Source organism: Streptomyces sp. NPDC059861 (assembly GCF_042731435.1).
Lineage (GTDB): Bacteria > Actinomycetota > Actinomycetes > Streptomycetales > Streptomycetaceae > Streptomyces.
On record NZ_JBHWJQ010000051.1, the window covers coordinates 29,209 to 47,688 of the forward strand.

Genomic DNA, 18,480 nt, shown 5'->3' on the forward strand with positions numbered 1-18,480 from the left:
CCTAATCCCGGCGCAGAAGATGAGCGGCTGGCGTTGAGAAGCTCACATGGGATTGCACAACCCCTTCCAGTGCCAGGACAGGCGGCGCAGCAGCTCGTCGGTGGTGTCGTCTGGGTGGATCTCGTGGAGCAACTGAGCGAGCCGCAGCGCCTGAGCCACCTTCACGCCCGGTGGCAGACCGAGCGTGCGTATTACATCGGCCGCGCCCACGGCAAGTGATCTACCCGTGTCGGCGAGCAGGGCCCACTCGGCCATGAGCCGCATGGCACTAGTGAAATCAGCTTCGTGCGGCAGCTGGGAGATCGCCTTCTCCCAGCGGGCGCGGTACTGGTCGTGGATGCCATTGAGCTGCCGGTCATCGAGCCGTTCAAGCCCCAGATCGCCAGCAGCCTCCTGGAGGCTGCGCTGGTATCTCGGATAGTCCCGTCGCTCGAGAACCGAGCGCCACTGGTCGACAAGAGTGTCTCGATCGGCGCTCCGTTCCACCGACTTGGCGGTGTCGAAAACGAACTGAGTGTGCGCCTCATTTTGAGCGAGCAATCGTGCCAGACACTCGTGCCACTCGTCGGCAGCGTGCGGTACTGCCGATCCGCACGCTGCCTCGAACCACTCGACGCAGGTCTTCTCCGTCTTCTCGTCCTTGGGTCGACTTCGGTCGACGTGGTGGACGAGGAAGGTACGCAGCCGCCCCAGTACATGGACAAACTTCGCGTCGGGCACTGTGTGCCCCAGAACCTTCGCCTGGGATTCCAGCCAGCCGTGGCTCACCGACCATGCTTCCTTGTACCATGCACTCGTCCAGACGGTCGTGGCGAAGAACGCAGTCTGTGGATGAGAGAAGTCCGGTGGCGGGAGACTGACGTCCATGCCTGCTTGCCGTTCGAGGAGACGACGGGTCAGCCGGTCCAGATCCATGTGCAACCGGGTCATCCGGTTCCAGGCGGCCTCCGGCGCAACGGCAGGTGGCGTAGTCACTGGGCCCCCCTCGTCTCGTGGCGACGCTCCCCGACGGGACCGAGAAGCGTGGGGCCGCGCCGTTCTCCGGGCTCCCGCGGGGGCTCGAGCCAAGGGCCACGCATGTTGAACACCACGTAGGCGTCAAACGTCCGGCCGACGATCGCCTGATCCGCACCGAAGTTGACCGGGTCGAAGGGAAACTCCCGCTGGTAGTCCTCGACCCAGCAGCGACCGCTCCGGGAGTCCGAGTCCACCCGCTGCACCCGGGCGCGGAACACTCTGGGCATGCCGTCCTCGGAACTCGCCACGTAGACGTTGATGACACGCCTGCGGTCGCGCTGTTCGAAGGACAGGCGGTCCAACTCTCGGAAGGCGTCCAGTGCGTGTTCGACCCTGCCCAGGTGGAACAGGGCCAGCGCCCGCATGAACACTACGCGTGGTGAGTTCACCACGTCGTACACCATCGCCAGTTCGGTGAGGTCCAGACATTCCTGCCAGGCCGCGCTGTCCAGGGGCAGCGTCTGACGCTCGCCGGACATGAACCGCTGGCCCGTCCGTGCGAACCACAGCAGATCCACCGCGAGACGGATGCACCTCTCGTCCTGGAGCCGGTCCGGCCGCTCGCGGAGATGCTCCAGCGCCCGCCGGGCACTCTCCTGCTGGGGGTTCTTCTGCAGGAAGCCGCTCACCTTGAGGGCGTAGAAGAAGGCGGCCAGTGGCTCGTCGTACGCTTCGAGCTTCTTGAGCTGCTGTTCGGCCAGCACCGTGTCCCCGGCTAGGGTCGCGATCTCCTCGAACTTGCTGTGGTAGCGGGCCGCCTGGCGTGGGTCTAGCGTGTCCGGGTCGATCGCCGTCAGCATCGACAGACAGTTTCCGAGCAGGGTGGCGGAAGCTTCGTCGGACAGGACGCTGGCCTTGAGCGTGTTCAGGCACACCCAGCACAGGACGTCGACCGGGTAGTAGTTCGTCCCCTCACAGGACAGCGCGGACTGCACGCTTCGCTGAACGGCCTGTAGTTGGTCGGTGATATACGCCTCGGAGGGCGGGGAAGAGGGCAGCCGGCAGTACAGAAGTTCGTACAGCTGCGAGCCGCGCACACTGGCCTGCTCGACGTAGAGGTTGAGTCTGATCTGCGGTCTCAGGCCCACGTCCTCTGCCGAGCGGAGAACCTCGTCGACGGCTTCCTGGGCCGTCTCCAGTGCGGCCATGCGCATGTCAGGGTCGGTACCCTCCCGCCGCTGGTCCCGGACCGCCCATTCCCTGCGCAGATTGACTTCCTTGTGTGTGAGTCTGGCGTGGACCACCGGGTCGGTCACGCGCATACACAGTTCCGCTACGGAGTCGGCGAATTCGAGGTAGTGCGCTCCGTAGAGGCGCTGGTCGCGGTCGCCCTGCGGCCCGATGCGGGTCAGTAGTTCAAGGGCGAAGTCGATCTCGGGGCCGCCACCCCGTGCCCGTGCGTCGGGGCGTACGAGTTCGAGGACCTCGGCGATCTGCGATGCCTCCCGCCCCTTTCCCGAGCCCCTTGCCTGCGTCAGCAGCCGGGCCTCCAGCTGGTTGCGGCCGCCGAGAGTGTAGTTGCCCACTTCGTCCTCATCCCAGCGGATGATGTCTATGCCGCTGAGCAGGTCGGGGAGGTTGCGTACACCGTCACGGCCGATGGTCCGCAGGGCTAGTTCAAGCGGCATGCGCAGACCGTGACTGTGAATCAGCAGGACGAGCCCCAGCAGCCGTTCGTAGGGGTCGTTCTCCACGGAGGCCAGGGTGTCGCCGTTGTGGTCCAGAACCGCCTCCAGACCGTGCAACAGTCCGGCTCTTTCGAGTGCGTCCGCCATGGCGCTGTTCGCCCGGAAGTCCATACGGGTGCGCGCGGCCGTGTTGAGTAGTTGTTCCGACCGGCGCAGCTCCAGGGCCAGCCCGCTGGACAGCGAGCCGTGCACCTCGGGCAGCAGCCGGTACAGCGCCGCGAGGAACGACTTGTCGCGCGATACGGCCTGCTCGTCACCGGGCTTGAGCCGGACGCCGAAATCCCCCAGGTAGCGCAGGAAGCGCTGCAGCTCCTTGCCGGCGAGTGTCGCGGGGGCCTGGATGAAGTCCCGCCCGGGTACGTAACGGGAGTCGGCGGGCGAGGACTTTCCGGAGGGCCCCTGTCTGCGCCTGTGAGGCCCGGCGAAGAGGTCCGCGTCCCAGTAGCAGCTGCCCACGACTACGACCTTCCGGCCGCGGCTGCGCAGATAGTCGAAAAGCCGTTGATACTCCTGCGGCTCGATCATGCCGTCCCAGACGATCAGAGTGTTACCGCCCGCCTGTTCCTCGGCCCAGAGACAGAAGTCGTCGAGTGCCTCGTACTCAGGTCGGGTCGAGCGTCTGGGGATGTGCAGCACGACGCGTCGTCCGCTGCGTGCCGTCTGGAAGGCCAGCCGGGCCAGCGCGACGCTCTTGCCTGTGCCGGACTGCCCGACGACCAAGAGCGGGCCCCTCTGTCCCCGGGCGCCAGCGGACTGCTCCACGAGGTCCGCAAGAGCCTGCTCGAAGGACCGCTCGAACGACAGCCCCCGGGCATGGGCCCACCATGCCGGGGAGCCGTCGCTTGTGCCGAGGAACTCCCGAAACTTCTGGTATCGGCGCTCGGACGATTCGGCGGGCGGTTCGTCGAGCAGGTCGACGTCCACGGGGCGGGCGTGCGGCAGGATGCGCTGCCATCGGCTCCGGTCCATCGTCAGGAGCCGGTCACCTACGCGCAGGGCCCGGGTGAGTGCCGTCGCCGGAGGTTCCTCGCTCAGTCGGCCCGTACTACGGGCCTCGACCACGACCGACGCGAAGGATTCCCGGTGGGGGACGAGAACCTGAAGATCGATGGCCTCCTGGATGTGGTCGTCCGCGAGGATCTCGTCGGTGGCCGAGAACAGGTGCACCTGGCCCGGCACGGCGTCGCAGATCTGCGCATACAGCGTTTCGGAGGTGAGCCAGTCATCGAGACCCCAGCCCTCAATCACCAGGAGCCCTCTGGGGGTGAGAGCGTCGGACACAACGCGGCCGAGCGCCTCGGCCGCGATCGCCCGGCGGCGGGTCAGCTCGGGTCTGGTCGCGGGAGGCTGGTCGTCGGCGGGCTGGTCCACTCCGCCGAAGAGCATGAGCGCCTGGACATCGAAGGCATTGCGCGAAACCCGGGTCCGATCGCGCTGAGGGACGATTTGTTGAATGGTTCGCCACTCACGCTGCAGGCCCGCTCGCCACGCCGGGTCCACGGCCGAGGAGAATACCCCATTCCAGGGGAACTCCAGAATGGTCCGCACAGGAGGCGGTAGCACCAGCGCCCGCCCGGCCTCGGTCAGCGCCTTAGCCGCAGCCTGACGCTGCCCCGGGGCGAGACCGAGCATCGCCCGGTAAACACTCTGCTGGGGCTCATTGACCCCCAGAGCCCTGGCCAGTGGACCAGCCAGGGGGTCGGAGCCGGTCTCGATCGACAGGTAGCGTTGGCCGAGCAGCAGGAAACACGGCCCACGGTCCAAGCGTTCGAGCAGAGCCTGATTTCCCACGTGCATGACGTCTCCAAGACTGTGCAGGCGTGCTGCTGGACGCAGTCGCAGCATGCAGCGGTAATTCTGCCTCAGGGTAAGAAAGTTGAGGGGCGGACTCGACAACCTCGATGGCGGACAGTGCCCGAAGCCGTCGGTGGAGGACAGTCCGTCGACGAGGGCAGGGATGGCGTCGGAGCCGATGCCGATCAGTTCTGCGCGGGCGTTGTACGGCGGGCTGGTCGAGTCGTCGAGCTGCTGGATGAGTCTCTCGAGGTGAGTGGTGAGTGGTCATGGTGATCGCGCCGCCAGAAGGTGGGCAGCCACCAGCAGGGCGCCGAGCGGTCCTCGGGGCACGCGGCGCGGTCCTCGGCCGCCCAGTCCTCAAAGGAATCACGCGTCAGGTCGACGGGCGCCAGGCGAGGTCGAGCGGCTCGTCCTCGGCCGGCGGACGAACCGCCAGCGTCCTTTGGGCCTCGATCAGGGAGACCCTGTTCGCGCCGCCGCTCATGCTGGGTCAGCGGAACTGGACCCCGTCGTCCTCCCAGAAGCAAACGGGGCAGATCTCGTACGAGCCAGGCAGGGCGTCGATCACGCGGTGCCCACAGCAGGGGCAGGGGTAGCGGTCGCTCACCTGGGCAGTCTCCTTGCCGGTCCCGCCGGTGCGCCATGGATTCTCGGCCTCCGCCTGCCCGGCCCGTCCGCAGCCAGTCCGCAGGACACCCGTAAGCGGCCGTCGGAAGCCAACGCACGCCAACGAGGAAACCCCAGTTCAGAGCCCTGGATGGAGATCCGCCGCAGGTCAGGACCAGACCGCACACATTCCGCTTCAAACCCCTTCGCGCCGGCGGCGCCTACCCCTCCTCCGCCCCCAGCGACCTCTCCGCCACCCGCTCCAGATGCCGTGCGAAGACCTGGCGGGCCTCCGGTGTCAGGGAGCGCAGGGCCACCAGTGCCGTGATCACCACGTCGCACAGTTCCGACTGGACGTCCTCCCAGGTGTGGCTCACGCCCTTGCGGGGGTTCTGGCCGGTCGCGCCGATCACCGCCTCGGCCGTCTCGCCGACCTCCTCCTGGAGCTTCAGCATGCGCAGCAACAGGCCTTCGCGGCCGGTGACCGGCTGATCCGATTCCAGCCAGCTCCACAACGCGTCCACGGTGGTCCACAACTCGGGCGACACAGCGTCTCGATCAGCCATACGAGCAGCCTGCCAGGCCGCCGGACCCCGGCGTCGCGCCGCCCGCCACCCGGAGGGGATTCGGCTCCGCGATCGCCTTGACGGTCCGTCATGTCAGCCTTATGGCGGGCTAGTTACATTCATGCACAGCCCTTGTGCAATTCCTGTGGAAGCCTCAATCTTTCGGCTGACGCACAGGTGAGCACCACAGCTGCTTGTCATGCTCCTGTCCACCTGAACGTCGCCCCCACACCGACGCACCACCGATTGAGGAGGACCCCTCAGATGGCAGTGATGCGTACTCCCCACCGCACCACCCGGCGAAGACTGGCCGCGATCGGCGCCCTGACCAGCGCCGTGCTCACCGCGGGATTCGTCTCCGCGCTGCCCGCAGGCGCGGCGGAAGGCCACATCCAGTACGAGGGCGCAGCGAACGCCGTCGCCGACAGCTACATCGTGACCCTGAAGGCGGACCGGGCTCGCTCGGGCTCCGCCGAGGGCCGCGCGCTGGCCGCGAAGTACGGCGCCACCATCGAGCGCACGTACAAGAAGGCCCTCAACGGCTATGCGATCGAGGCCTCCGAGACCGAGGCGAAACGTCTCGCCGCCGACCCGGCCGTCGCCGCCGTCGTCCAGAACCGCACCTTCACGATCGACGGCACCCAGCCCAGCCCGCCCTCCTGGGGCCTGGACCGCATCGACCAGCGCAACCTCCCGCTGAACAGCTCGTACACCTACCCGGACTCGGCCGGCGAGGGCGTCACCGCGTACGTCATCGACACCGGCGTCCGCATCACGCACAGCGACTTCGGCGGCCGCGCCTCCTACGGCTACGACGCCATCGACAACGACAACACCGCCCAGGACGGTCACGGCCACGGCACCCACGTCGCGGGCACGGTCGCCGGCAACGCCTACGGCGTCGCCAAGAAGGCGAAGGTCGTCGGCGTCCGCGTGCTGAACAACTCCGGCTCCGGTACGACCGCCCAGGTCGTCGCCGGTATCGACTGGGTCGCCCAGAACGCGGTCAAGCCGGCCGTCGCCAACATGTCCCTCGGTGGCGGCGCCGACACCGCCCTCGACACCGCCGTACGCAACGCCATCGCCTCCGGTGTCACCTTCGCCGTCGCGGCCGGCAACGAGACCACCAACGCCTCGACCAGGTCACCCGCGCGCGTGACCGAGGCGATCACCGTCGGCGCCACCACCAGCACCGACGCCAAGGCGAGCTACTCCAACTTCGGCACGGTCCTGGACCTGTTCGCCCCGGGCTCCTCGATCACGTCCGCCTGGAACACCAGCGACTCGGCCACCAACACCATCTCCGGTACGTCGATGGCGACCCCGCACGTCGCCGGAGCGGTGGCGCTCTACCTGGCCGGCAACCCCTCGGCCACGCCCGCCCAGGTTTCCAGCGCGCTGACGTCCGCGGCCACCCCCAACGTCGTCACCAGCCCCGGCACCGGCTCGCCCAACCGCCTGCTGTACGTGGGCGGCGGCAACCCGACGCCGCCCGGCCCGCGCTTCGAGAACACCGGTGACGTCGCCATCGCCGACAACGCGACGGCCGAGTCCCCGGTGACGGTCACCGGCGTCTCCGGCAACGCTCCCGCCGCGCTCTCCGTCGAGGTCCACATCGTCCACACGTACATCGGTGACCTCCAGGTGCAGCTGATCGCCCCCGACGGCACGGCGTACACCCTCAAGGGCTACGGCACCGGCGGCAGCGCGGACAACATCGACGCCACGTACTCCGTCAACGCGTCCTCCGAGGCAGCCAACGGCACGTGGAAGCTGAGGGTCAGCGACAACGCGCGGTACGACACCGGGCGGATCGACGCCTGGGCGCTCCAGTTCTGACGCCTGACGCCCGCTCATCCTTCGTCCTCGCGGTCCCGGCCGGAAGCCCGGCCGGGACCGCGAGGACGAGGCACGTTCCTCAGAAGCCCCCGGAGAACTTGGGCTCCTCCGGGTACGGCTCCGGCTCGGTCACCCATCCCGCCGTCAGCACCAGCCGTGAGTGCCGGTGCAGGGCCAGGAAAGCCGAAGGGGCGCTCGAAGCGGGCCGTGTTCGGTCCCGTCCGCCGGCCCGACCGGGATACGGTCGACGAGCCCGCCCGTGCGCTTCGTCGCCCAGGCGTCCAGCGCCGCCCCGATCGGTGGCCACGTCCCCGGTGAGCACCCCGTGCGCCGCGGCGGGCAGCCCGGCATCCCAGGCTTCCTTCAGCTCCAGCGTGCGTCTCGTCCACAGGCCCAGGGCCGCGTCCAGGCCGCGCGTCGTGGCCAGGCGGCGACCAACTCCCGTGCGGCGCCCGCCGCCTGGTCCGCGGTAAGGCCCACCGCGTCCGCCGGCTCCGCCCGCGCCGCGCCCCCGGCCCCGTCCGTGAGCAGGTCGAGCAGGGGCCACACCCCGGCCGCCGAGATCGCCGTACCGTCCGTGACATTCCTGGCCCAGCGGGCCGTCAGCCGGTTCACGGCATGTGCCGTGGTACGCGCAATCCGCATTCCGCCCCCACTCGTCCCCCGCTTACGATGCGCCAGTCGCACCCGTCGCACCCGCGATCCGTACGGCAGTTCCGAACCCTCCGCAGCCCGAACCAGGAGCACCGTACCTGTGTCCATACCCCCGCCCCCTGGGCCCCAGCAGCCGCAGGACCCTCAGGGCCCCTACGGCCAGTACCCGGCCCCGCAGGCCCAGGGACCGTACGGTGCCCAGGGGTACTACGGCACCCAGGGACCGTACGGCGCTCCGGGGCCGTACGGTCAGCAGTCGCCGTACGGGGCATGGGGCCCCTATCCGCCGCCCGGGCTGCCGCCGGTCAACGGTGCCGCGATCGCCGCCCTCGTGCTCGGCATCCTCTGCTTCCTGCCGGCCGTCGGGCTGGTGCTCGGTCTGATCGCGCTGCGCCAGATCAAGCGGAAGGGTGAGCGCGGCAAGGGCATGGCGATCGCCGGGGCCGTGCTGTCGACGGTCGGCCTGGCCCTGCTGACCCTGACCTTCTCGACGGGCGGCGCGTCCGACTTCTGGGAGGGCTTCAAGGAGGGCGCGCGGGAGAGCGCGATCGTCTCGCCGGACAAGGGCGAGTGCTTCGACGCGCCCACCGGATCGCTGGCGGGGGAGACGTACGACGTCGAGGTGGTGCCCTGCTCCGGCAAGCACGACGGCGAGGTGTTCGCCACCGTCACCGTGCCCGGCGGCACCTTCCCGGGCGACGACCACGTCGCGAAGGTCGCCGACGACAAGTGCTACGCCCTGGAGCCCGACTACGCCATGGACAGCTGGGCGGTGCCCGACGACGTCGACGTGTACTACCTGACGCCGACCCGGGAGAGCTGGGCCCTCGGCGACCGTGAGATCACCTGCCTCTTCGGCAACACCGACGAGAAGGGCAGCCTGACGGGCTCCCTGCGCAACGACGAGACGACCCTGGACGCGGACCAGCTCGCGTACCTGGAGACGGTGGTCGCGATCGACGCCGTCATGGGCGAGGAGCCCGAGGCGTTCCCCGACGAGGACCTGCCGGTGAACCAGGCATGGGCACAGGACATGCGCGACGTGCTCGCCGAGCAGGGCGCCGCACTGGAGGCGCACACCTGGCCCGCCGACGCGGAGCGGCCGATGGCCGCCCTGGTCAAGGAGCTGGCGTCGGCCCAGGAGGACTGGGCGAAGGCCGCGGACGCCGGGGACGCCGACACCTTCTACGTGCACTACGACGAGGGGTACGGGTTCTACGACGGCCAGGCCACCGTCACCGCGCGCGAAGCTCTGGGCCTGGACACTAGTCCGCCCGCCGGTGCCTCCGGCGAGGCGGCCCCGGACAAGGAGGTGTGAGCGCGCCGAGGTGTGGGCGCGCCACAGGTCTTTGATCCACTTCCGTCGCCGGGGGAGTGATCGGCCTCATAGCGGGGAGAAACTGCCTGCGTAAAGCCTGCGGGGGCCAGAAGTCATCACATTGAGTGATTCTCTGGCCTTCGCTTGCCTGGCACAACCCACGGTTGCCACGCTGTTGCTGTCTGTACAACCTGATGGGAGCGGCCAGTGACATTCGGTGAGCAGCCGGCGTACCTGCGCGTCGCGGGTGATCTCCGCCAGAAGATCGTCGACGGTCAGCTGCCACCGCATACGCGTCTGCCCTCGCAGGCGAGAATCCGCGAGGAGTACGGGGTCTCGGACACGGTCGCGCTGGAGGCCCGCAAGGTGCTGATGGCGGAGGGTCTGGTCGAGGGCCGGTCCGGCTCCGGGACCTATGTGCGGGAGCGGCCTGTGCCCCGCAGCATCGCCCGCTCCGGGTACCGCCCTGCCGGTGGCGCCACGCCCTTCCGGCAGGAGCAGGCCGACGCCGCCGCGCGTGGCACCTGGGAGTCCCGCAGCGCGCAGACCGCGGCGAGCGGCGCCATCGCCGAGCGGCTCGGCATCCGGCCGGGCGACCGCGTGATGTGCACCAAGTACCTCTTCCGGGACAGCGGCGAGCCGATGATGCTCTCCACCTCGTGGGAGCCGCTCGCCGTCACCGGGCGCACGCCGGTGATGCTGCCCGAGGAGGGTCCCCTCGGCGGCATGGGTGTCGTCGAGCGCATGGCCGCCATCGACGTGGTCGTGGACAACGTCACCGAGGAGGTCGGCGCCCGCCCCGGACTGGCCGAGGAGCTGCTCACGCTCGGTGGCGTCCCCGGACATGTCGTCCTCGTCGTCCAGCGCACCTTCTACGCCTCAGGGCGACCGGTCGAGACGTCGGACGTCGTGATCCCGGCCGACCGCTACCGGGTCGCCTATCACCTTCCGGTGAAGTAGCGCACAACCGTGCGGCAGTTGCCCCCGGCACGGGCGTGCCGGGAGCCCTTTCACGCGCCGGTGGAATCCGGACGTTCTCGCAGGTGACTCCGGGCGTGCCCGGTACGCCGCTGACCGGATGCGCCGAGGTGTGCGCACGGCGCGTTCGACCTTGTGCGCCCCCTTGGTGCTGGCTTGTTGCGTACCTCTTTGTGAAAAGCCGTATTCGCTGCGTGAAGGTTAGGCGTAGGCTCGGGCATATGCGGATTGCGGTTTCCTTAGCGGGCGGGGCGCGCGGGCCGAGGGCGGGAAGCGGAGGGGCGCGATGAACGACAGCACGGTGACTCTCCCGTGGCTGGTCATACGGCAGGACGACAGCGGCAATCGCTACCGCGTGGGCAGGTACGCGACGCGGTCCGAGGCCCAGAAGATCGCGGACAGCCTCGAGAGCCGGGGGCACAAGCAGCTCTATTGGGTCGAGCGCATCGGGCAGGACGGGGACCTCGAGGCGTGAGGGTGCCGCCAGGGCGCTCCCGTAGGCTCCGGCGCATGACGGAACGGATCGTGGTGGTCGGCGCGGCCCTGCTCGACGGCGGCCGGCTGCTCGCCGCGCGCCGCAGCGCGCCCCCCGAGCTGGCCGGCCGCTGGGAGCTGCCCGGCGGCAAGGTGGAGCCCGGTGAGACGCCCGAGGCGGCGCTGGAGCGGGAGTTGCGGGAGGAACTCGGCGTCGAGACGGAGCCCGTGCGGCGCGTGCCGGGGGAGTGGCCGCTGAGATCGCCGTACGTCCTCCAGGTGTGGACCGCGCGGCTGCGGGCCGGCTCCCCCGAGCCGAAGGCCCTCCAGGACCACGACGAACTGCGCTGGCTGACTGCCGCGACGCTGTGGAGCGTGGAGTGGCTGGAGCAGGACGTGGCGGCGGTCCGGGAGGTGGCGGGGGAGCTGGACGCCGACATCGCGGGGGCGTGACCGGCGTGATCGGCCGGCGTGTGGAAGCGCGAGCGGCGTGATTCGGCGCCCTGGTCCGGGCGTTGGTGCTCGACCTCGATCCGTACGCCGTTGGTGCCACAGTGCGCCCTTCCTGTGGGTACTGCCCCAGGGATATCGGGTATGTGCCCATTAACCCCACGAAACCGGACATGGGTGGGCCTACTGTCCTGGGAAGTGATCGGCGTGATCGACACCGATGGAGACTGCGCCGAGTGGACCTTCCCCGCCGACCCCACGGCCGCGCGCACCGCACGTTCCGTCGTCCGCCGCCAGTTGCACGGCTGGGCGCTCGACAGTGTGAGCGACATCACTGCCTTGCTGGTCAGCGAGCTGGTGACGAACGCGTTGCGCCATGCGACGGGCCCCATCGGGGTACGCCTGGTGCGTCCCGCCGACCTGTCCGACGTCCTGCTCGTGGAGGTCTCCGACCCGCTCCCCGAGCCGCCCCGTGAACGCGCTCCCCGCCTCGAGGACGAGAGCGGGCGCGGTCTGCAACTGGTGGCATCGTCCTCGCGCCGCTGGGGAACCAGGCCCGGGGAGTCGGGCAAAACGGTGTGGTTCGAGCTCGCCGTCCCGGACTGAAGAACGGTCCCGGGGCGCTTACACCGGTCGTACTCCTGTCCACGAACGGGATTGGGCCGGAAGCCGTTGCCCTCAGGCGTGATTCGAGGGTGTGTCCCCTGGTTAGAAGACTGGAAGTGTTGTCGCGGCACGGTCCGAAAACCGCCTGGATCGTGCTGTGATCGTGAACACCGTGTTGTGCGGCGCCGTAGTGCTGGATACTGTGGGCAGCCGCCCCCGGTGACCGGTACCGGACGCGGTGAGCTGGAGGGGACGGTTCGCGTGAGCGAGATACCAGCGAAGGCCACGGAGTCCGAGGACCCGTCGGACGGCGCGAGGACGGAGGCCATGGGTGCCTCCGTTGAGATGCCGCTCACGGACGCCCTGTGGCAGAGCAGTCCGCCCGGCTCCATCTACGACTACATCAAGGTCGCGTCCTTCTCCATCGGCCCCGACGGGCTGGTCGACCAATGGAGCCTGCGCGCCGAGAACCTCTTCGGCATCCCGGCCGAGCGCGCCGTCGGCATGGACCCCATCGCGGCGTTCATCGACCCCGATCTGCGTGAGCGCGGACAGCGGAAGATGGCCGAGATCCTCGACGGGCGCGAGTGGACCGGCGTCATCCCCTTCCGGCTGCCGGACACGGCCGACGGCGGGCGCGGCGGCACGGGCCTCGCCGAGGTCTATGTGATGCCGACCCGCACGGAAGGCGGCGACAAGGCGGCCGTCTGCATAGTCGTCGACGTCCGCGTGCTGCGCCGCATCGAGACGGACCTCGCCGCCTCGCAGGCCATTTTCGGTCAATCCCCGTTCGGCTTCCTGCTGATCGACGCCGATCTGAAGGTGCGGCGCGCCAACCAGCGGTTCGCCTCCGTCTTCGGCGGCACACCCGACGACCACCGCGGCCGCGGGGTCCATGACTATCTGCCGCGCGGCGAGGCCGAGCGGGTCGCCGCGACCCTGCGCCGGGTCCTGGAAACCGGCGACAGCATCACGGACATGCACGTCACGGGCTTCCGCCCCGGCTCCGACGAGCGCCGTCACTGGTCGGTCAACCTCTACCGGGTGCACAGCGGAACGGGCAGCCCCATCGGCATCGCCTGGCTGGGAACCGACATCACCTCCCGCCGCGCCGCCGCCCGCGAGGCCGCCGCCGCCCGGCGCAATCTCGCTCTCCTCAACGAGGCCGGAGCGCGCATAGGCAACTCCCTCGACCTGGAGACCACCGCCCGCGAACTCCTCGACGTCGTCGTCCCCGGCTTCTGCGACCTGGCCACCGTCGACCTCTACCAGGGGCTGCTGGTCGGCGACCAGACCCCGCAGAGCCTCGCCGACGGCAGCGCCGAACTGCGCCGCGTCGCCTTCGCCAGCGCGGTCTCCGACGCCCCGTTCGCGGGCACGGGCGATCCGGTCACGGTCGGCGCCGTCCACCACTATCCATTCAACTCGCCCTGCGCCGACGCGCTGCGCACGGCCCGCACACAGATCGTCCCCGCCGAGGAGGGCGGCCTCGTCCAGTCCACGCTGGCCGTGCCGATGGTCGCCCACGACACGGTCGTGGGACTCGCGCAGTTCTCGCGTACGAAGGGCAGCGAGCCGTTCGGCGAACGGGACCGCGACCTCGCGGTGGAGCTGGCCGCGCGGGCCGCCGTCTGCATCGACAACGCCCGGCTCTACCGTCGTGAGCACGAACGCGCGTTGATACTGCAACGGTCCCTGCTCCCGCCGGGCGACCCGGTCGCCTCCGGCCTCGACATCGCCTGCCGCTACCTGCCGGGGAACGCCTCCACGGGGCGCCCCAGCGAGGTCGGCGGCGACTGGTTCGACGTCATCGAACTGCCCGGGCACCGCACCGCGCTGGTGGTGGGCGACGTCATGGGCCGCGGCCTGCGCGCCGCGGTCGCCATGGGCGAACTCCGCACGGCCGTGCGCACGCTGGCCCAGCTCGACCTCGAACCGGCCGAGGTGCTCTCCCAGTTGGACGAGATCGCCCGTGGCCTCGGCACCCCCGGCGGCATCCAGCAGGCCACCCGGGCCGCCCGGCGCCCCCGCGAGGCGGACCTCTCCGAGGTGTACCTGGCGACCTGCGTGTACGCGGTCTACGACTCCGTCACCCGCCGGTGCACCTTCGCCAACGCGGGCCATCTGCCGCCGGTCCTGGTCGAGCCCGGGGAGCCGGCGCTGATGCTCGACGTGCCGCCCGGGCTGCCGCTGGGCGTCGGTGGGGAACCCTTCGAGGAGGTCGAGGTCGAACTCCCCGAGGGCGCGCTGCTCGCGCTCTACACGGATGGACTGGTCGAGTCCCGGGACCATCCGCTGGACGAGGGCCTCCAGGCGTTCGTCGGGGCGCTCACCGACCCCACCCGCCCTCTGGAGGACGTCTGCGACCAGGTCCTCAACACCCTCGACACCCACCACGGCGAGGACGACCTCGCCCTGCTCATGGCCCGCGTCCAGGGCCTGCCCGCGGAGTCGGTCGGCGACTGGACGCTGCCGCGCGAGCCGCGCAGCGTGGGCCGGGCCCGCGAGTACGCGCGCGGCCAGCTCCTGAGCTGGGACATGGAACCGCTGGTCGACACGACGGAGCTGCTGGTCAGCGAACTGGTGACGAACGCGCTGCGCTACGGCGAGGGCGAGATCAGGCTGCGCCTGCTGCTGGACCGCACCCTGGTGTGCGAGGTCTGGGACTCGGGCCTGGTCCAGCCCCGCCGCCGCCGCGCCCGCGACACCGACGAGGGCGGCCGCGGCCTGCAACTCGTCGGTCTCCTGTCGGCGGCGTGGGGCTCACGCCGGACCCACCGGGGCAAGACGGTGTGGTTCGAACTACCGCTGCCGGACGGCGAGACCGGCGTGATGGATCCGGCGGAGGCACTGCTGAGCCTGTTCTAGGCGGAGTCAGCCGGTCGGTCACCGTGGTCGCAGGCGTGCTTTCACAAGCGGTGCGCGGGGACCGAGGGGTTGACCCAGTGCCAGTCGACTGGATCCCACGTCTTCTTCAGGGCCAGGCGCTGCTTGGCGTGGGTTCGCAGGGCGTCCGCCATGACCGTCGCGAGGTCGGCGAGCTCGCCGGGCGCGGTTACGCGCAGAATCAGATGCTACTTGCGATGGACCAGCAGCAGGTCGCCGTCGGGTGAGCAGGCAGTGAGCACGAAGTGGGACAGCGGCTTGAAGGTCTTCGAGTCGGTCTCCAGTCGAGCACGCAGCACACCGGCCTTGTTCCAGGCGTACAGGCCGTAGCGGTTCAGGTGGTAGACCCTGCCGCGGCCCGGGTCGGACGCGAGGGTGAAGCAGAAGCCGGTAAGGGGACTGTCGCGGTGTGCGTCCAGACCTTGGAGACGTCCAACCATCTCGCCCTGATCGTCGACGAGAGCGAAGAGGAACGGCTGGCCGCGACTGCCGCTACGGAAGGTCCGGGCGAAAAGGGGGCCACGAAAAGGTCGTCGGCCAGGGGAACGGGCCGACCGAGTCGCGAGTCGTGCCACCCCGACAGTCGGTCCTCCCCGGCAGCCAGTTCGGTCAGCGACGGGCGGGGACGGTGGTCGCGGCCGACCGGGCTGCCCTGATGCCGGACATGGGCCTTGAGATCCCTGTCGCTGTGGCGGGCCGGCGCCGGGTCGAGGGAGGCGATGGCCTCGATCGACGGCCGCTCGGTGGGAGTCAGAGGTCCGTCGGCCACTCCGACGAGGTTGGTGATGGAGCTGCCGTAGCCCCATACGCCGTATTCGGAGGCCGAGCACAGCAGGCGCCCGGAAGGTGTGACGCCGATGGAGCCGGCGAATCCGCCTCCCGGTGTGAACTCCTCGAAAGGTCGCTGGTCCTGCGAGTCATAGGTGGCCAGCACACTCCTCAGGTCGGGTGTGACAAGAGTGGTGCAGTCCGGTGTGGCATTGACGGTCAGTGTGCCGTCCGGCAACACACACAAGGTCATGTCGTCGCCCTTTGCCACGGCTGAGATGTCCGTGTCTCCGTGGGTGGCACAGGCCGGCGCGCTGGCCACTGCCTCCCCGTCAGGGGAGTAGCGGTTGATGACCCAGTAGGCGAAGTCGGCGACCGCTGGGTCCGCTTCGTCGTCGGCTGTGTCCCAGACGTACCGGTTCACGTGGTACAGCGCGTAAACATCTCCGCCAGGTGCGGCCACGACGTCTTGGGCATCCATGCTCCATCCCTGGGAGTGCATGGTCAGGTCTATGCGGTGGGTGTCCACAAGCATGCCCGGAAGGGCCAGCGGCAGCGTCTGGATCATGCCTGTCCTTGTGTGTGGAGCCACCGAGAACGGGGGCGGTCGCGCCTGCGGAACGGGCGCGACACGCCACACATCATGTCGGGAATTCGCCGAGCCAGTTGCGACCGAGGAGGGTAGCGGGGAGGTACTCGGACTCGATCTCGATGGGGATGCCCGCGTCGTGGGCGAAGCAGGCAATGGCGAGGGGAGCGAGCGCGACGAGGCCTGAAGCCTGGAAGGCCCGGCTCTCCTCGGTCCAGTACTCCTTGTGCCACTGAAGGGCGTTGGCGAGAGCCTTGTTGAAGCCTGCCTCGTCCTTGCGAAGGAAGCGGTGGAACATCTCCATCGGAGGGTAGAGCAGCCTGCCCGCCGTTTCCGGGTCGGCGGCGACTTCCGGGTCGGTGCCGTCGACCGCGGCCACGAGCTTCGGCCCGAGGTCGGGACCGCCGCGCCAGTAGGTCTGGAGCGTGTCGATCCACGCGTAGTGGTACTCGTCGAACTGCGCGCCGTTTTCGCGGAGCAGAGACAGGGGCACTTGGCTCAGGGCAGTGATCCTGTCCCGTTCCCGGCACACCACAGCGAGGTAGAAGGCGCTGATCCAGCTGCCCGGGTTCACATACCACTGGGGGCCGGTGGCCTGGAGCGTGCGGTCCTTGTGGGCGATGCGGCACCGGACGTGGTCCTCGTCAGTGGTCGCGGCAGCGAACACGGCGGAACCGACCTGCATCGCGTTGACCCAGGCATCCCATGTGGGGAAGATCGAGGCCCTGGGGTCGACCAGGCAGCGTGACTGGGCCAAGGTGAGCGAGATGCGCTGGGCATCGCCCAACCTGGTGGAGCGTTCTTCCAAACCGTCGATCAGCGCCTGGGTGTTCTCCTGGAGCACCGCGAGGCCCTCTTCCGCGTTCTCCGTGGGCAAGGGAGGGCGGGGGATCATCGAGACCAACGCGATTCTCCTTAGAAGATCTTGAAGTGCTTGAGCTCGGCGCCAGCATACTTACCGGTGTTTTCCGCAGCCTGGACGAGGACGTAATTCAGGCTCTTGTTCTCGATGGCCGTTCGTATCTCCTCGGCGTACTTGGCGTCCTTCGGGGAGAAGACGGCACGCTCGTCCATGTCGGCGAGGATCGTGCGGACGTACTCGATCGTTCCCTGCTTGACCATGGTGCCGCTGTCCTGCGCACCGTTGCCCTGGCGCCAGTCCAGCCTCGCGTTGGGGCCCTTCGCCTCGACGATGATGAGGTTGCCGTCCTTGTCACGCCAGAGCTGGTCGAACCTCCTCGAACCGTTGGCCGTTTCAGGAAGGTCGGTGATCTCCCGCGCCCCGTCGAACTCCTTCTGCACGAGCATGTGCCGGCGTGCGGCCTCCTCGCCGAGGGCCTCGCCCAGCTTGCTGTTGTTGGAGACCCCCTCGCCGACCGTTGTGTCGAAGTTCTTCTGCGCGTCCGCGAGTGCTCGCGCTGCCTCATCGGTCGGTGTGGCGTCGAACGCCCTTTGAGCGTTGGACAGCTCCATGCCTGCGATGCGCTTCGCCGAAACCTCGTCGAGGTGGTTGATGTTCTCCGGGGCGACCGTGTCGCGACCCCTGTCCAAGGGAGAGAGCTGGAACCTCTCCGGGTTCGCGTACGGCATCGCGTCCGCGGCCATCCAGCCGCCGCCCGGTTTCTCGACGAGCTTCGGCAGGAGCTGGCCGTCGACCATCGCCTCGGCGTTGTTGCGCTTGCCGGGCCCCCACTTGTCGTAGTGCTCCGCCCGCCAGACCGGGTCCTCGTTGGCCAGTCGGACGTGCTCGCGGGTGATCGCCGCTCGCTCCGCGGGCGTCCGGTCGGCGGCGGGCGTCTCACGCGCCGCCTCGTACTCCGCACGGTGCGCGGCTTCGTCCGAGCCGCGGGTCACGTCGTCCAGGCCGGCCAGGCCGTCCGGGAGGGCGCCACCGGGCGACAGGGGTTCGAGGGGGTTGCCGCCTGTGCCGGGGCCGCCGGTGTGGGCATCTCCTGAGCCGGGCCCGTCGGCGTGGGAACCGCCCGACCCGAGGTTGTCGGTGACTCCGCCGGGCAGGTTGTTCCCCGCGCCGGGTACGTGGTTGCCCGGGCCTCCGACGGGGGTACGGGTGTCGACGCTGTTGGTCGGCAGGTTGTCGGCGCGGCCTCCGGGCAGGTTGTCGGCTGTGCTGCCGGGGAGGTTGTCGGCTGTGCTGCCGGGGAGGTTGTCGCCGATGCGGCCGAGGTCGCCGACGTCGCTGCCGAGGCGGATGTGCTGGCCGGCGTTGTCGGCCGCGTGGACGGC

At 69.4% G+C, this 18,480-nt stretch carries 14 protein-coding genes and 1 pseudogene; 7 read left to right on the top strand and 8 right to left on the bottom strand.

Annotated elements, in window-relative coordinates; translation table 11 throughout:
- Positions 1-42: 42 nt before the first annotated feature.
- The 4 genes from ACFV6X_RS32115 to ACFV6X_RS32130 all read right to left on the bottom strand — a co-directional run bounded on the left by ACFV6X_RS32115 (position 43) and on the right by ACFV6X_RS32130 (position 5,674).
- Entirely contained in the window at positions 43-975 is a 933-nt protein-coding gene (locus ACFV6X_RS32115) for a hypothetical protein (protein ID WP_385389629.1), read from the bottom strand.
- Positions 972-4,550 (bottom strand): hypothetical protein, encoded by a 3,579-nt coding sequence (locus tag ACFV6X_RS32120; RefSeq protein WP_385389631.1) that lies wholly within the window; start codon positions 4,548-4,550, stop codon positions 972-974. The genes ACFV6X_RS32115 and ACFV6X_RS32120 overlap by 4 nt, the downstream gene beginning before the upstream one ends.
- A 442-nt stretch (positions 4,551-4,992) precedes the next feature.
- Positions 4,993-5,109 carry a CPCC family cysteine-rich protein gene (locus ACFV6X_RS32125; protein ID WP_385389632.1) on the bottom strand — a complete coding sequence of 39 codons (117 nt, stop codon included), beginning with the start codon at positions 5,107-5,109 and terminating at the stop codon, positions 4,993-4,995.
- A 220-nt stretch (positions 5,110-5,329) separates the two neighbouring features.
- Positions 5,330-5,674, bottom strand: a complete 345-nt coding sequence (locus tag ACFV6X_RS32130) for a MazG-like family protein (protein ID WP_365451004.1) — start codon at positions 5,672-5,674, stop codon at positions 5,330-5,332.
- 264 nt (positions 5,675-5,938) lie between these two features.
- On the opposite strand from ACFV6X_RS32130, the gene ACFV6X_RS32135 reads away from it, so the two are divergent.
- Entirely contained in the window at positions 5,939-7,513 is a 1,575-nt protein-coding gene (locus tag ACFV6X_RS32135) for a S8 family serine peptidase (RefSeq protein ID WP_385389634.1), read from the top strand.
- Between the two features lie 363 nt (positions 7,514-7,876).
- Here the strand turns inward: ACFV6X_RS32135 and ACFV6X_RS32140 are convergent, their stop codons facing one another.
- Complete coding sequence (locus ACFV6X_RS32140) at positions 7,877-8,128, bottom strand: hypothetical protein (protein WP_385389636.1); 252 nt, start codon at positions 8,126-8,128, stop codon at positions 7,877-7,879.
- A 139-nt stretch (positions 8,129-8,267) separates the two neighbouring features.
- On the opposite strand from ACFV6X_RS32140, the gene ACFV6X_RS32145 reads away from it, so the two are divergent.
- The 6 genes from ACFV6X_RS32145 to ACFV6X_RS32170 all read left to right on the top strand — a co-directional run bounded on the left by ACFV6X_RS32145 (position 8,268) and on the right by ACFV6X_RS32170 (position 14,861).
- Positions 8,268-9,485, top strand: coding sequence for a DUF4190 domain-containing protein (locus ACFV6X_RS32145; protein WP_385389637.1), 1,218 nt, complete (start codon positions 8,268-8,270; stop codon positions 9,483-9,485).
- A gap of 207 nt (positions 9,486-9,692) precedes the next feature.
- Positions 9,693-10,445: a GntR family transcriptional regulator gene (locus ACFV6X_RS32150; protein WP_385389639.1), complete on the top strand. Its 753-nt coding sequence runs from the start codon at positions 9,693-9,695 to the stop codon at positions 10,443-10,445.
- A 304-nt stretch (positions 10,446-10,749) separates the two neighbouring features.
- Positions 10,750-10,938, top strand: coding sequence for an SPOR domain-containing protein (locus tag ACFV6X_RS32155; RefSeq protein WP_385389640.1), 189 nt, complete (start codon positions 10,750-10,752; stop codon positions 10,936-10,938).
- 35 nt (positions 10,939-10,973) lie between these two features.
- Positions 10,974-11,390 carry a (deoxy)nucleoside triphosphate pyrophosphohydrolase gene (locus ACFV6X_RS32160; RefSeq protein WP_385389641.1) on the top strand — a complete coding sequence of 139 codons (417 nt, stop codon included), beginning with the start codon at positions 10,974-10,976 and terminating at the stop codon, positions 11,388-11,390.
- A 141-nt stretch (positions 11,391-11,531) separates the two neighbouring features.
- Entirely contained in the window at positions 11,532-11,993 is a 462-nt protein-coding gene (locus ACFV6X_RS32165; protein WP_385389643.1) for an ATP-binding protein, read from the top strand.
- A 261-nt stretch (positions 11,994-12,254) separates the two neighbouring features.
- A complete protein-coding gene (locus tag ACFV6X_RS32170) occupies positions 12,255-14,861 on the top strand; it encodes a SpoIIE family protein phosphatase (RefSeq protein ID WP_385389645.1) in 2,607 nt (868 codons plus the stop codon).
- 352 nt (positions 14,862-15,213) lie between these two features.
- On the opposite strand, the gene ACFV6X_RS32175 is transcribed toward ACFV6X_RS32170, so the two are convergent.
- From ACFV6X_RS32175 to ACFV6X_RS32185, 3 genes and pseudogenes are all read right to left on the bottom strand, one after another.
- Complete coding sequence (locus ACFV6X_RS32175) at positions 15,214-16,215, bottom strand: hypothetical protein (protein WP_385389646.1); 1,002 nt, start codon at positions 16,213-16,215, stop codon at positions 15,214-15,216.
- Between the two features lie 73 nt (positions 16,216-16,288).
- A complete protein-coding gene (locus ACFV6X_RS32180; protein ID WP_385389647.1) occupies positions 16,289-17,140 on the bottom strand; it encodes an immunity 49 family protein in 852 nt (283 codons plus the stop codon).
- 11 nt (positions 17,141-17,151) lie between these two features.
- Positions 17,152-18,480: pseudogene (locus ACFV6X_RS32185) on the bottom strand (hypothetical protein); the annotation flags it as partial.